Annotated in this window: 13 protein-coding genes, 1 pseudogene and 2 riboswitches; of the genes and pseudogenes, 4 read left to right on the plus strand and 10 right to left on the minus strand. The window is 40.0% G+C overall.

Annotated elements, in window-relative coordinates; all coding sequences use genetic code 11:
- Positions 1-16 precede the first annotated feature (16 nt).
- From OSJ91_RS23105 to OSJ91_RS23115, 3 genes are all read right to left on the minus strand, one after another.
- Positions 17-667, minus strand: a complete 651-nt coding sequence (locus OSJ91_RS23105) for a methionine ABC transporter permease (protein ID WP_350302947.1) — start codon at positions 665-667, stop codon at positions 17-19.
- A gap of 13 nt (positions 668-680) precedes the next feature.
- The gene (locus OSJ91_RS23110; protein ID WP_350300141.1) at positions 681-1,703 is read right to left on the minus strand and encodes a methionine ABC transporter ATP-binding protein; all 1,023 of its coding nucleotides are present in this window, start codon (positions 1,701-1,703) and stop codon (positions 681-683) included.
- A gap of 235 nt (positions 1,704-1,938) precedes the next feature.
- Positions 1,939-2,050, minus strand: a riboswitch (SAM riboswitch).
- Positions 2,051-2,190: 140 nt separating this feature from the next.
- On the minus strand, positions 2,191-2,658 hold the full coding sequence (locus tag OSJ91_RS23115; RefSeq protein ID WP_485890527.1) for a GNAT family N-acetyltransferase: 468 nt from the start codon (positions 2,656-2,658) through the stop codon (positions 2,191-2,193).
- Positions 2,659-3,059: 401 nt separating this feature from the next.
- Here OSJ91_RS23115 and OSJ91_RS23120 point away from each other — a divergent pair, with 401 nt between their 5' ends.
- A complete protein-coding gene (locus tag OSJ91_RS23120; protein ID WP_485890528.1) occupies positions 3,060-3,605 on the plus strand; it encodes an NADPH-dependent FMN reductase in 546 nt (181 codons plus the stop codon).
- Positions 3,606-3,673: 68 nt separating this feature from the next.
- Here the strand turns inward: OSJ91_RS23120 and OSJ91_RS23125 are convergent, their stop codons facing one another.
- From OSJ91_RS23125 to OSJ91_RS23150, 6 genes are all read right to left on the minus strand, one after another.
- Positions 3,674-4,459, minus strand: coding sequence for a glucose 1-dehydrogenase (locus OSJ91_RS23125; protein WP_101223333.1), 786 nt, complete (start codon positions 4,457-4,459; stop codon positions 3,674-3,676).
- Positions 4,460-4,474: 15 nt separating this feature from the next.
- Positions 4,475-5,329 carry a RhaT/GlcU family sugar-proton symporter gene (locus OSJ91_RS23130; RefSeq protein ID WP_350300144.1) on the minus strand — a complete coding sequence of 285 codons (855 nt, stop codon included), beginning with the start codon at positions 5,327-5,329 and terminating at the stop codon, positions 4,475-4,477.
- 485 nt (positions 5,330-5,814) lie between these two features.
- Positions 5,815-7,641 carry an APC family permease gene (locus OSJ91_RS23135; RefSeq protein ID WP_350302948.1) on the minus strand — a complete coding sequence of 609 codons (1,827 nt, stop codon included), beginning with the start codon at positions 7,639-7,641 and terminating at the stop codon, positions 5,815-5,817.
- A 138-nt stretch (positions 7,642-7,779) separates the two neighbouring features.
- Positions 7,780-7,925: riboswitch (cyclic di-AMP (ydaO/yuaA leader) on the minus strand.
- A 324-nt stretch (positions 7,926-8,249) separates the two neighbouring features.
- Complete coding sequence (locus OSJ91_RS23140) at positions 8,250-8,705, minus strand: GtrA family protein (protein WP_305162039.1); 456 nt, start codon at positions 8,703-8,705, stop codon at positions 8,250-8,252.
- Positions 8,665-9,687, minus strand: coding sequence for a glycosyltransferase family 2 protein (locus OSJ91_RS23145; RefSeq protein ID WP_350300145.1), 1,023 nt, complete (start codon positions 9,685-9,687; stop codon positions 8,665-8,667). Before OSJ91_RS23145 ends, OSJ91_RS23140 begins: the two co-directional genes overlap by 41 nt.
- Positions 9,688-9,702: 15 nt before the next feature.
- A complete protein-coding gene (locus OSJ91_RS23150) occupies positions 9,703-11,373 on the minus strand; it encodes a DUF6044 family protein (protein WP_485890529.1) in 1,671 nt (556 codons plus the stop codon).
- A gap of 171 nt (positions 11,374-11,544) precedes the next feature.
- On the opposite strand from OSJ91_RS23150, the gene galU reads away from it, so the two are divergent.
- The 3 genes and pseudogenes from galU to OSJ91_RS23165 all read left to right on the plus strand — a co-directional run.
- Positions 11,545-12,405, plus strand: coding sequence for a UTP--glucose-1-phosphate uridylyltransferase GalU (gene galU / locus OSJ91_RS23155; protein ID WP_350300146.1), 861 nt, complete (start codon positions 11,545-11,547; stop codon positions 12,403-12,405).
- A 255-nt stretch (positions 12,406-12,660) separates the two neighbouring features.
- On the plus strand, positions 12,661-12,804 hold the full coding sequence (locus OSJ91_RS23160) for a bacitracin ABC transporter ATP-binding protein (protein WP_350300147.1): 144 nt from the start codon (positions 12,661-12,663) through the stop codon (positions 12,802-12,804).
- Positions 12,805-13,109: 305 nt separating this feature from the next.
- Positions 13,110-13,328 (plus strand): annotated as a pseudogene (locus OSJ91_RS23165) (cytochrome P450); the annotation flags it as partial.
- A gap of 587 nt (positions 13,329-13,915) precedes the next feature.
- Here the strand turns inward: OSJ91_RS23165 and OSJ91_RS23170 are convergent.
- Positions 13,916-13,978, minus strand: coding sequence for a YjcZ family sporulation protein (locus OSJ91_RS23170; protein WP_413020413.1), 63 nt, complete (start codon positions 13,976-13,978; stop codon positions 13,916-13,918).
- Between the last annotated feature and the right edge of the window lie 145 nt (positions 13,979-14,123).

Raw genomic sequence — 14,123 nt, forward strand, 5'->3', positions numbered from 1 at the left:
CTACCTCCTGTTATTTTTATCTTCTTCTGATTTTTCTTGAAATAAAATTCCCGGTGGATTGCAATAATTGAACGATGATCACGAGCGCCGCTACTGTGACGACCATCGTCATCGTATCGAACCTTTGATAACCGTAAGCCAAAGCTAGATCCCCGACCCCGCCTGCCCCGACGGCACCTGCCATGGCCGTAGCTCCAACAAGCCCGATAGTCGCTGTTGTAAATGTTAGGATCAACGAACTAAGTCCCTCGGGAATCAAAAAGCGATAAATGATTTGCCATGTCGTCGCACCCATCGCCTGAGCGGCCTCGATGATCCCTTTGTCCACTTCCAACAGGGAGTTCTCAACAAGCCGGGCAATATAAGGAGCCGCGTAAAAGATTAGCGGAACAATGGCCGCATTCATTCCGATCGCACTGCCTACAATCATTCTGGTAAGCGGAATAACTGCTACAAGCAAGATGATGAAAGGAACCGACCGCAATATATTGATGATCGGGTTCAATACATTAAAAATCCATTTATTCTCCAGGATGTGACCCTTTCTTGTAATGACAAGCAGGATACCGAGCGGAAGCCCGATCAATCCGGAAAACACCAATGAAATGGCTACCATATAAAGTGTGTCACCGAAAGCTGTCAACAACTGCTCTGCTGTAATTTCCATTCCCCAAAGCGTATTACCCATTTATCTGCACCTCCTGGACGAGAATCCCCTCATCTTTAATATATTGATAAGCCTTATCCACCTCATTTTTGTTCCCTGTCACTTCGATGATCAAATTCCCGAAAGGCGTTTCCTGAATTTCAGAAATATTGGCTGATAAAACACTTAAATGAACGTCATATTTCTTCGAGATCGTTGAAAGTAAAGGAGTACCCGAAGTAGTCCCAATAAAATTAATTTTCCAAATAATCGGGATATGGGATCCTATGCTTTTTAGGAAACTTTGTGGAATTTCGTCATGTATGACCGTTCTCACGAAGTTTTTTGCAATATCCGTTTGCGGCTTCGCAAACACTTCGAAAACCGAACCTTGTTCAACGACGCATCCGCCCTCCATGACCGCTACCTTATTGCAAATTTCCCTGATGACAGACATCTCATGAGTGATTAGCAGAATGGTAATATTGTATTCTTTATTAATTTTCTTTAAGAGCTGCAGAACGGCACTCGTTGTTTGTGGATCCAATGCCGACGTAGCTTCATCACACAATAAGATCGATGGATTCGTAGCCAAAGCTCTCGCAATGCCGATCCGCTGCTTTTGACCTCCCGATAATTGATCCGGATAACTCTTCGCCTTGCTCGATAAGCCAACGAACTCCAACAGCTCGCCTACACGGTTTTTGATTTCCTTAGCCGGAGTTCCCGATAAAACCAGCGGCATAGCAATGTTATCAAAAACAGTCTTGGAGTTTAGCAAGTTGAAATGCTGAAAAATCATCCCGATTTTTTTCTTTTCTACCCGTAATTCCTTCTGGCTTAATTTGATTAAATCCTTGCCCCCAACAATCACCGAACCATCTGAAGGATCTTCAAGCAAGTTGACCAGCCTGATCAACGTACTCTTTCCGGCCCCGCTATAACCGACTACACCGAATATATCCCCCTTTTCCACTGTCAAATTAATGCCCTTCAAAGCCTCGACAGTCTGTTTCTTTGTTTGATAAACCTTTTTAACATTTTGAAACTCAATCATCCAATCTCCCCCATGTTGTTTATTTGTACGAATTCATTATCCAGTGAGAAGAGCTTTGCAAAGTTTCATAATGATAGGGTTAAATTCGAAACTCACGAGTAATTGCACCAATTCTCCAAATAACCATATACATTTTGAATAAACAAAAGAGGCCTCTTCCGTCGTCAGACAGAAGAGGCCTCTTTTAGACATAAAAAAGAGTAAACTCTTAATTTAATTATCTAAGAAAAGCTCCTTCTTATCTTTCAAACTTTCGTCCGTTGGAATTAGCACAGTATTTTTACAAAAGTAAAAACCCGCTGCCGAGGTATCATAGGGCCAAGTCCCTCCACATCTCTTGATAAGAATTAACGTTATATTTAATTATGTCCTTCACTATATATTCTAATTTCTCTAAAGTCAACCATATTTTTCACCGTTTAAAATATTTTCACAGTATAGTGAATTGATAATTTTTAATTATATTAATATAATTAAAAATTATATTTTATATTGATTTGCTCATTCTCCATACAAGGTGTTTTTGACTTTCCTCCCTTATCTTCATCATGCCTGAATTCGTATATAAACGAATCGCCCTTTGATTATCCGGAGAAACCCTTAAATGGTATTCGGATACATTAAATTGCCTGAAAAAGTTTTCTGCATAGCGAACCAATTCCTTGCCAAGGCCTTTACTGCGATATTCGGGAATAAGATAAAATAGATCTACATAGCCGATCTCAGTTCCTTCATACCCCCGAATTCGAAGTTCCATTTGTCCAATCGGTACTTGGTCATTTTCAAGGATCACCTGTCCCCCAGGAAATTTGCGGACCCTTTCTTCCATTCGTTGCAGATATGTATTTTCATCTCCAAAACCAGCTTCAGTTCCAAAACTTACAACAAAGGAATCTTTCCTGAATTTAACGATAATATCTTTGTCTTTGTCCGTATCAATGGTCCGAAAGATCAACTTTACCCACCCCTATTATTTTAGTGAAATAGTTATCAAGCAAATAAACTCATTTTACTTACACTTTTTATGATATTTCATTATTTACTTTTACAAGCGTCTTATTTCATTTTTTCTGAAAGGATTTTGCCTTAATCCCTATAGGAATGGCCATAATATTAAATTAAAAACAAATGCAATATTGTTGGGAGAGGTCTAGTAATGGGGATTGGGTAGGCACATATAATTTTTGAGTCTAACTTTGCAGGGTATGAATGTTCGAGAGGAATTTTGTTTATTCAGCTCCAACTCAACTTTTTCCCAAGCATCCTTTTTCCCTTTCATTTATATTCCAATTATAATAGGTAAGTGGAACATATTTACATGATTATCCATTATAAAAATCATTGGAGGTATTGAAGATGAAAGTTGTTGCAATAGTGGGAAGTATCCGTAAAGAGTCTTACAACCTTAAGCTTGCCAAATATATTCAATCTAGATATCAAGATCGGTTCGATCTCGAAATCTTGAACATTCGGGATTTACCTTTTTATGATCAAGATATTGAAAATGACCCTCCATTAGTTGTAAAAGAATTTAAAAGTAAAGTGGCCGAAGCAGATGCAGTCTTGTGGGTAACACCTGAATACAACGGTACGATTCCAGGAGTATTGGGCAATGCAATCGATTGGTTATCACGTGTCGATAAAGTCTTGATCGGAAAACCATCATGGATCATGGGTGCGTCAATGGGGCAATTAGGAACGGTTAAAGCTCAATTGCATTTGCGTGAAATCTTATTCGCAATAGGCATCTCCTCCCCACTCCTTCCCGGGAATGAAGTATATGTTGGTGCAGTGCATGACAAAATCGATAACGAAGGCAAACTTACACATGAGTCGACTGTCCATTTTATCGATACGGTCGTCGATAATTTCATTAGCTGGTATAATCATCATACTCGTTAATGCTTTTAAAACAAGAATCCCAGCAGGATTAAACCTGCTGGGATTCTTGTTGCATCATAAAACAAAATTCATCCTCTTCCAGCTTGGAACGCTGGGTATTTTGTCATTCCGCCGTCAGCGAAAAGAGTGATACCCGTTACATAACTGGACTCTGAAGATGCCAGCCATGCAGCAACCGCAGCAATTTCTTCAGGCTTTCCGATATACCCCATCGGAATCATGCTTTCAAGATCCTTTTTCTTTTCGGGATCTTCAAGCTTGTCTGCATTTATTGGTGTGGCGATGGCTCCAGGACCAATGCTGTTCACACGGATCCCTTTTGGTGCATATTCAAGAGCCAGGGTTTCCGTAAGCAGCTTCACCCCGCCCTTGCTTGCCGCATAGTGAACGAATAAAGGCCAGGGTATCATCTCATGTACACTGGACATATTTATAACATTCCCTTTAATGTCGTTCTCGACAAAATACTTGATAGCTTCACGGCAGCCTAAGAAATTTCCCGTTAAGTTGGTATTGATTACCCTATTCCAGTCGCTTAACGGCATCTCGTGAGACGGAACCGGATTTTCAATTCCTGCATTATTGATGAATATATCGAGTTTCCCGAAATTCTTTATCGCTGATTGAACAAGGTTAATCACATCTTCTTCAACGGTGACATCGCCTTTTACTGCAATAGCTTCCCCGCCATTTGTTTTGATTTCCTCCATTACACTATCCGCTTCCTCTGATTTAGTGCGATAATTAACCACGACCTTTGCCTTTTCCTTAGCAAAGCGAATGGCCATCGCTTTTCCTAAACCAGTGGATGAACCGGTTATAACAACGACCTTACCTTCTAAATCTGTATACATATAATCACCCTCCACTTAACTTTTTGCCATTCCGAGCATAATCCCAGCTATGATGATCAAGATAATTCCGATTATGATTCCAATTAGTTGGCGCTTCGTTTTCTTTTCACGTAAAATGATGATCCCGCCAAGAGTTGAGATGACAATGCCCATTTGCGAAAGGGAAAAACTAGTGGCCACTCCCACACGTGGCTGGGATATGAATAAAAACATGTTCCCTGCAGCCCATATCAATCCCGGAATGATATTGCGAATCGTATATTTGTTAAACGGTTTATGTTTAAAAGTCAATAACAGACCGCCTATCACCATCCCTATCGCTTGAGGGAACAACGCTGACCACCCATCAACATCAAAAAGACGGGCCACGACCACATAAACCAAATAACCGAATGTCGAGATGAGGAGAATAACAATTCCTTTCTTCAAGTTTCCCGATTTGCCCTCTTTTGATTCTTTATCCTCCAGTGAGGTCAAGACAATTCCTATAATAATGAAGACTAATGCCAAGACGCCTAAAATGATTGCTTTCATTGTTGACCATTCGTTAAAAACGATGACCCCGAATAAAGTCGTTGAAATGAGCTGCATTCCAGTAGATATCGGCATTGTTTTGGATACTCCCATTAAATCAATGCTCTTAAGCTGATTAGCTTGTCCAACGGCCCAAAACAATCCAGAAACAACTCCGACTCCAAACACTAGCAATGACAACTTAATATCGGCAAAAATATAAACACCTATTGAAAAAATCAATGCGCCAATCGTTGTACCCAGTGTTTGACTATAGGGCCCACCCCCGAGTTTCACATTAAATAAAACGATGCTTCCCCAGAATATTGCCGGCAAGAGAGCTAATAATATATCCATATTCAACCCCCATATATGTAAGTTCAAAACTAAGCAAGTAAATTTCATTTTGTCTTTTTAATATGTTCGCTTTATTTGAATTGACCCTTGGTAATTTTATGAAGTGTTTTTGCAAAAATAGTTTTCAACACAAAAAGGGCTTCCGATGCTGATAAATATCGGGAGCGTTAGTTGGAGTAAACACAGCAGTACTGCTGTCTGGATTATAAAAAAAAGCAAACCTTATGCAGGTTTGCTTCCAGTTTTGTTGACAAAAGGGGGTCTATCTAAAATTTTAAACATAGTTGATTGGAGCGGGTGTACGAGACTCCTGCGGGAATAGCGAGTCCAAGGGAGACCCCACAGGCGCAAGTGCGCCGAGGAGGCTCCCGGACCGCCCGCGGAAAGCGAGTGCCTGGAGAGGAAATCAACGTCCAAATTTGTACAAGCAAAAAAAACTGTAGACAAACCTTATGTAGGTTTGCTTCCAATTATAGATATGGAACTTATTTCTTCAAATGATATGGCACTGTCGTAACAACCACATTTCTTTTATAAAGTAAGTAGGCGCGGATCAGTAAACTTGATTGGTTATGAAGTATATTGTGCCAGCCCTTCTTCGGAATGAATTGGGGGATGATCACCGTAACTTTATAATTGGATTCACTAGCCTTATGTTCAACTGTGTCCACAAATTTAGTTAGTGGCTGAATGATACTTCTGTAATAAGAATTCAGTGTAACGAGTCTGACATCCGGCTGCCATTTTTCCCACTTTTCTTCGAATTTCTTTTCGTCTTCTCTTTCAAAAGCGACATAAACGGCAATGACCTGATGTGCAGATAGAGATTTTGCATAATTTAAAGAGTTCTCAACCACATGAGTTATACCTGCCACAGGTACAATAATGATATTTCCTTCAATTGGTAAGATCGGCTCGCATGTTGTAATCCTTAGTTGGTCACCAACTGCTTCATAATGCTTTTTAATTCGATGAAAAATTAAAATGATGATAGGTAAAAAAATCAAAACAGGCCAAACCTGAGTAAATTTGGTTAAAAAGAATATCATCGTGACGATAAAGCTAATTATGGCACCAATTGAATTAATGGTTAATTTCATCATCCAGCCTTTTGGCTTTTCGCGAACCCATTTAACAATCATGCCAGTCTGGGACAACGTAAATGGAATGAATACCCCTACCGCATAAAGCGGAATGAGATTTTCTGTATGTCCTTCAAATGCGACTATCAAGATGATGGATGCAAGTCCCAGTATGATGATTCCATTGGAATACCCTAATCGGTCCCCTCTGATCGTAAACGCCCTTGGTATGAATTTATCCTTTGCCAGGTTCACCGCAAGCAGAGGGAAAGCCGAATAGCCAGTATTGGCCGCAAGTATCAAGATCAAGGCAGTCGTACCTTGAATGAAGAAATACATGAAATTCCGTCCAAAGATCTCTTCAGCAATCTGGGAGACGACCGTTACCTCTGCGCTCGGAACAATGCTTAGATAATAGGCTAAGAATACAATTCCCGAAAATAATACAGCTAGCAATGAACCCATCGCTATTAAAGTTTTCGCAGCATTATTCGGGGCTGGATCTTTAAAGTTCGGGATTGCATTGGAAATCGCTTCGACTCCTGTCAATGCTGAGCTTCCTGATGCAAATGCCCTTAGCAGTATAAATAAACTGATGCCCGCGACCGGAGTCCCGATTGATGCATGCAATTCCGGTGAAACTCCTCCCGTCAAAATCTTGTAAATTCCAACACCAATCAAGATGAACAATGCTAAAACGAATAGGTACACCGGATAGGCCAAAACAGAGGCCGACTCCGTAACCCCCCGAAGGTTCAGGATTGTAAGTAGAATCACGAAAATGATGGCTATGACCACATTATATGAATGCAGGCCGGGAAAAGCGGACGTGATTGCATCCGTACCTGCAGAAACACTAACAGCCACAGTTAATATATAATCGACCAGCAAAGATCCTCCGGCTATCAGCCCTGGATTGACACCTAAATTGTTTTTTGAAACTACATATGCCCCCCCGCCATGCGGATAAGCGAAAATGATTTGTCTATAGGACAAAATCAAAGCAGTTAACAGGATCAATACTCCGATCGCGATAGGGATTGAATACCAGAATGCTGCAGCACCGACCGTGATCAGAACGATCAATATTTGCTCCGGTCCATATGCAACCGAAGACAAAGCATCAGAAGATAATATCGCCAAAGCCTTTGTTTTGTTAAGCTTTTGTTCACCAAGTGCATTTGACTTTAAAGGTCTCCCTATCAAGAACCTTTTTATAGAAGATAACATCAAGAATTCACCACCATAGTTAATTTATAAGTTTATGTTGCCCAGCTGTAGCAAAAAACAAGACGAAACACAAAAATGCCTACAAGTCATAGCTAAATAGACCTGTAGACATTAATTTTTTTGTCTAACAAGCTCCACCTTCCTTCTCATATAACGCTTACGAGGTTAGCTGTCGGATTCGGACCTAAGAGTAGCCCTACCTTTTAAAAAGGATTCACCCCTTGGATTGTAAACAATCCCAATAACGGGTCCCCCGCACCATAAGGTTTAAGCGATTTAGAAATATGAAACTGTTGATTATCATACTCCCGTGAAATGGAAAAGTAAATGAAAATTTTGCTCAAAAATAAAATATTATTTGTAAGTGAGGTTTTGTTCTTGACGTATAGAACATAAGTCTTCCAAACTCATGGATTTGAAGGAAGGATAAGAGGTAAATAAACGGTTAAAAAGAAAATAATCAAGGAGTCAATGAACAAAAGGTGGTCCGAAAGGGTAAAATGATCAGCCACATGGAGATGCCGAGGCGAAATTAAACAGATCTGCCCCAGCTTGGATAGTCATTAATTCCCGTCCAATCGGGGGCATTATTCAACTGATCCACCCTATTAGTTCCTTCCTTCTTGAATTGGTCTCAAATTGCTTTTTTTAAAGACAAAGTATTTCTGGCCAAGATAGTTAAGTACTGTATAACAGATTGTTCCTATCAGCACAGCCACATTTTGTTGTATGGATAAAGAAACGGATCCTTCCAGTGATTCTGCAATGGCTTGGCCTATAGAATAAGCGGCGGAATAACAAATCAGGATGACGCAAAAGAAACGGGCAACTCCTCGCCGCCATTCTATGTCGCTTTTAAAAGTAAAAGTCCTGTTCAAAAGAAAACTCGTTACAGCTCCCGTGCCATTGCCGAAAAAGGTTGAGACCCAGTAAGATAATTCAAGAACATTCATAAGAAAAAGCATGATGGAAAGTCCAACCGCTGTATTGACTATTCCAACCAATAAAAAGCGGATAAAGGAGTTAGTGTGTTTTAGATAGTTTTTCAATACTGTTCCGTTCATTGTCTAGTTGCTCCCGTTTTGTTAAATCGAGCGGATTAAATAAATCCAGATCAACAATATATTTAGGCCGGCGTTTGGATTCATTATAGATTTTACCGATATATTCCCCAATCAAGCCGACAGCAATCAACTGCAGTCCGCCGATCAACCATATGGAGGTGATTAATGAGGTCCAACCAGTTTCGGTCTGTCCATAAAACTTTAACCATAAAAAGTAAGACCCAAAGAGTAAGCTAATGAAAAAGGAAAGACATCCTAGCCATAATACAAGCCGAATCGGTGTAACCGAAAAGGAAGTAATGCCATCAAGCGCAAAAGCAACCATCTTCTTAAATGGATATTTCGTTTCACCGGCCAATCTTTCTTTTCGGTCATAATAAACATTGTCCGTCTTAAACCCAATGAGCGGAACAATCCCCCGTAAAAATAGATTCGTTTCATCAAATCGTTCCAACTCCGCGATCGCCCTTTTGCTCATTAGCCGGAAATCGGCATGATTATAGACAAGGTTAACCCCCATCTTATTCATCAATTTATAAAAACCAGTTGCAGATGTTCGTTTAAAAAATGAATCAAGGTCCCTTTTCTGGCGGACACCATATACGATTTCACATCCTTCATTGAATTTACGAATGAATTCAGGGATGACTTGAATATCATCCTGTAAATCTGCATCAATGGAAATCACACAATCCGAGGCTTCCTTGGCTGTAAACAATCCTGCCAGTAGTGCATTTTGATGTCCTGCATTCCGGGAAAGCTTTAGCCCGCGAACAAATTCATTATTGATCGTTTCCTTATAAATGATCTTCCAAGTTTGATCTTTGCTTCCATCATCAACCAGTAGAATTTTACTTTGACCAGAAACAACGTTTTCTTCGACTAATCCCCTCATCAATCCACAAAGCTGGGAAATGGTATCCTGCAAAACGCTTTCTTCGTTATAACAAGGTACAACAATCGTTACTATCGGTGAATTCATTCAATTCCCCCCTTTTCACATGACTCTGTATAAATAAATTTTCCATACGCTTCCTTTTTCCGTGAAAACCTTATCTAGCACCAATCCGTTTTCCTTCGCGTTGTTGATTGGGATGGCAGAAAATATATACTTGCCGCCTAATCCTTTAAACGCATCCATTTTAAGGTCCAAATTTTCCAGCTCTTTCTTCGAGCCTTTCTTGAACATATAATGCTTCCCAAGCTCATCGGTAAATAGGTAACAACGTCCTCCCCATTCATCAAAGTAGATTTTGATGTTTTTATTCTTAGCCAATTCGTTTTCAATTATTTGACGAAATTGATGTTTGTAAGAAAGCGGATAGAAATTGTTATAGCTATCGAGCGTGTAAAATCCATTAAATTGTGCGATTGCAGGATGCAGCCCAATGCTAGCAACACGATACTCTTCCTGTGGACGGTCAATATGATCTTTTATTTCTTGAAAAAGGCTTTCTGAATAGAACTCTTTGAAAGATGGTTTTTTATTATGAGTGATTTCTTCATTGAAACCCATTAAAATCATAATTTGAACGGCGATAAAAATAGAAAGGGTTTTCTTAGCATAGTCGCTGTGTTCCCAAATGATTTTTATCGCGAGGGCAAACCCCAAGTAAATCACCATCGGCCTTAAAAAGTGAAATCTGGCAAAATTAAAAGTATCCAAGGTGTGAAACCTTTCCGTCAAAGGAAGCCATCCTTTATAAAACCAAAATGCGTACCACGCTGAGAGCATAAAATTCAAGCCGAATAAAAAAACATATACCTTTTCCTGTCTCCACAGTTTTTTGGTCAGAATGATATAAAGGGCAAAGACTGTAATCGGCAGGATGATAAGCGCATGTACAGTCATGACATGCGTATGTCCAAGAACGAAATTTTTGAAAGTAAGCTGTATGACCCAATCGAGCGGCAGCCTAGCGTGAAAATATTCATCTCTACTATTTGGCTCCGAATCAAAAATGAATGAAGACACCAAACGATACTCCACCAAGCCAAAAATGAAGGTCATGTACACGATCGAAAGAAGGAACGTTATATTCCACCCTTTTCTCCTGATCACATCCGTTAGCCAAAGAAAGCCCATTGCAACAAGGAAAAAGAAAAAACCAAGCACGATGCTTGAATAAAGCGGTAAAAGTGTAAGGACCAAATAATTCTTCCACGAATGATCCTTGCTGCGAATATTCAAAAAAGCCCAAAGTGCAAGCGGCATCCCAAGTGTACTGAGCATTCCCGATGGCCAAAATGGGGTAAGGGCAAAGGCCAAGGATGTTCCAACCCTTATCCAACCTGATTGGCTTCCTGTAACCAAATGTTTCTTTAATAAGATATACATACCCAAGAATGCAATAAATCTTGTTAATGCCTGGCTTATTGCATATGCAACCATTGGCGGAAAAAGTGAATGAAGCCACACGATAATACTGAACTCACTGCCAAAGGCATTTCGGGGCAGACCATTCATGATCTGGGGAATTTTGGCGTCTATCGCACCGAATAGCTCACCGCTTTCTGAAAGGACTTTATACCAGGCAAGGTTGGAATCCAAATTATCATGTACGCGAATATGCGCATTTTCTCCAAGGATGAATAAAGGAGAAAGATATAAAACAATGACGAGTAAGGCAAAAAGGATTTGTTTTCTCTCTTGTTTTTCAATTGGCAAAATATACACCTCTTGACCAAATTCATATATCCATAATATTTGCTTCAAAGGTAAATCTATTCTTTTTCAGGGATTTATTTTAACCTTTTTTGATATAGGTCAACCAATGGCCACATAAAATGAAGGGTAGAACAAAAACCATATAAAAGTACCTTAAAAAGGGGCTGGGCTATGATAAAGAAAGCGGTGATTCCAGCAGCCGGTTTAGGAACACGATTTTTACCTGCTACGAAAGCTCAACCAAAGGAAATGCTGCCGATTGTCGATAAGCCGACCATTCAATATATTATCGAGGAAGCGGTTCAATCAGGGATTACAGATATTATTATCGTTACGGGTAAAAACAAACGTGCCATTGAAGATCATTTCGATAAATCCATTGAACTAGAAATGCTTCTGCAAATGAAAGGTCAAAATGAGCTGCTTAAGATCGTGGAGAACATTTCCAACATGGTGGATATCCACTATGTAAGACAAAAGGAGCCTTTAGGTCTGGGCCACGCAGTATTATGTGCCAAAACTTTTATCGGAGACGAACCTTTTGCCGTCCTGTTAGGGGATGATATCGTGGATAGCCAGGTTCCAGCTTTGAAGCAGTTAATGGAACGGTATAACAAGGTTCAAGCGAGCATTATCGGATGTAAGGAAGTGTCACCTGCCGATGTCTCCAAGTATGGGATCGTAAATTTCCAAGAACGATATGAGGATTTATTTCTGGTAAGAAACTTAGTGGAAAAGCCTAAAGTGGAGGATGCACCTTCAACACAGGCGATTATTGGCCGATATATTTTATCACCTGAGATTTTTGAAATCCTTGAAACCGTACAGCCCGATCGGAAGGGGGAGATCCAGCTTACCGAAGCTTTAGACCTTTTGTTAGAAAAGGAACCATTATACTCGTATATCATCGAAGGAAATCGATATGACGTCGGCGATAAATTCGGCTTTCTTCAAGCTTCAATAGATTTCGCCATGAAACGACCTGAACTTCGTGATCAGCTAATATCATATTTAAGGCAGCTGTTCCCTTAATCAAGTATATAACCAACGCCCAATTGCCTAGAGGTGATTGGGCTATTTCCACATTGGATTCACCCCTTTGGTGGTAACATTTCCACGTACCATAATCTCTAAGCTAAATATAACTGTCTTTTATCAATGCTTCCATGAAATGTAAATGCAAGTGAAAATGTTGGACAAAGAAAGAATAATTTATTAAAAGTGAGGTTATGTTGATAACGTATCCTTCATTATTTATCCAAAAACTATATTCAGAAAGGGTTGTACATGCATAAAAAAACTAATAATCCAATAATATCAGATGAATTCTTAGATCAAGTGGTTAAGGAAATCAATGCAGAATTTGGCGGCCCCATTAATGAAAAAAATGATCGTTTCCAACATAGGGACGATGAAGAAAGAAGAAGTTAAATCCCCCATCATTAAATCTAAAGCTTTCCTGAAAAATTCTGGCTCTATTCAGCCAGAGTTTTTTTATGGCTATCTTAAGTAGCTTTTTTTCTTCATAGAATTATCCGCCCTTTCTTTAACGACTTGTCCAAACCAATTTAGCTGATCCTCATAGAATGATTACATGTAATTATTTTAAAGAAAGGGGAAAAACCACATTGAGCCACGCTGATGATGGACATCACTCTCGGGATAATCAGCAAGACGATGTTCAGCATGGAATTCAAGGATGGGTATGAAATTGTTGGAAACCTCAAGCCAAGCTTTTCAGTGAAGTGAATAGCATAATCGGTCACGGGACCCCCAAGCCTGAAGACTTCATGAAATTACCATACACTCAAAATATCATTCATGAAACACTTCGCCTTGACCATCATGAAGTAACCCCCCTTCCATCCCTTACACTCAGACCCAAGAGTGGACTGCGCATGGTGATAGAAGAAAGAGATGCAGAAGCCTTCGAACCTGGCGCATCCAATTTTTGAAGTAGGCTCTTTTCGTAAAGATTGTTGTTTTTAAAACGAAACTATTTAAGGTTGATTGGAGCGGAAGTGCGAGACTCCTGCGGGAGCAGCGGGACAGGTGAGACCCCACAGGCGTTTACGCCGAGGAGGCTCACCGCCCGCCCCGCGGAAAGCGAGCATCTGGAGGGGAAATCAACCACACCGCACTACTTAGTAAATAGCAACAAAGTATGCGAAAACAGCTTTGAAGTAAAAAGAATGATCTCATATAAACATAACATTCGTATTGGTTCGATTAACGCCTAAGACTGAGTGGCCTATTCTTTTAGAAAGGAGGGATGAAAAAATGTATATGCTCCATTCACCACGGAAGGGAATCATCCACACTGAATTGCACTATTTAGGGATGGCCTCGCAGGTATATACCGGTTATTTGGAATTTCTAAGCGAAATTGAACCAATACAAGAAACCGAATACCTACAGCCGCCCCCTCTCCCCTTTTTATATGAAAACGGATAGTCTCGTTAGCTTCTCCCGCTTCGTACCTTATATTAAAAGAAAAACCGACCTTAAATGGTCGGTTTTTTGTTATTCTGCAGTATGTTCCTTACCCCTTGCCCCCGCAGCCGCAAATGCTGGCTCCAACAATCACTAATAGGATAAACAAAATGCTATAAAGAAGAAGCGTCCGCCAATTCCAAAACCGCCATCTATATGAAACATTTCCTTATCCATTTTTATTGAAGGACTTGAACTGATTACATCATCATATTCACTACCAAACAAATGCCATTAATAATGGAATTAAACAGAAT

The sequence above is a fragment of the Bacillus sp. T-10(2022) genome, assembly GCF_056502895.1.

Excerpts from the sequence above, each read along its gene's own strand:
- OSJ91_RS23160 (WP_350300147.1), top strand. The coding sequence starts at position 12,661 with ATGCATAAAAAAACTAATAATCCAATAATATCAGATGAATTCTTAGAT.
- OSJ91_RS23140 (WP_305162039.1), bottom strand. The coding sequence starts at position 8,705 with ATGAACGGAACAGTATTGAAAAACTATCTAAAACACACTAACTCCTTT.
- OSJ91_RS23110 (WP_350300141.1), bottom strand. The coding sequence starts at position 1,703 with ATGATTGAGTTTCAAAATGTTAAAAAGGTTTATCAAACAAAGAAACAG.
- OSJ91_RS23120 (WP_485890528.1), top strand. The coding sequence starts at position 3,060 with ATGAAAGTTGTTGCAATAGTGGGAAGTATCCGTAAAGAGTCTTACAAC.
- OSJ91_RS23130 (WP_350300144.1), bottom strand. The coding sequence starts at position 5,329 with ATGGATATATTATTAGCTCTCTTGCCGGCAATATTCTGGGGAAGCATC.
- galU (WP_350300146.1), top strand. The coding sequence starts at position 11,545 with ATGATAAAGAAAGCGGTGATTCCAGCAGCCGGTTTAGGAACACGATTT.
- OSJ91_RS23135 (WP_350302948.1), bottom strand. The coding sequence starts at position 7,641 with ATGTTATCTTCTATAAAAAGGTTCTTGATAGGGAGACCTTTAAAGTCA.
- OSJ91_RS23145 (WP_350300145.1), bottom strand. The coding sequence starts at position 9,687 with ATGAATTCACCGATAGTAACGATTGTTGTACCTTGTTATAACGAAGAA.
- OSJ91_RS23125 (WP_101223333.1), bottom strand. The coding sequence starts at position 4,459 with ATGTATACAGATTTAGAAGGTAAGGTCGTTGTTATAACCGGTTCATCC.
- OSJ91_RS23105 (WP_350302947.1), bottom strand. The coding sequence starts at position 667 with ATGGAAATTACAGCAGAGCAGTTGTTGACAGCTTTCGGTGACACACTT.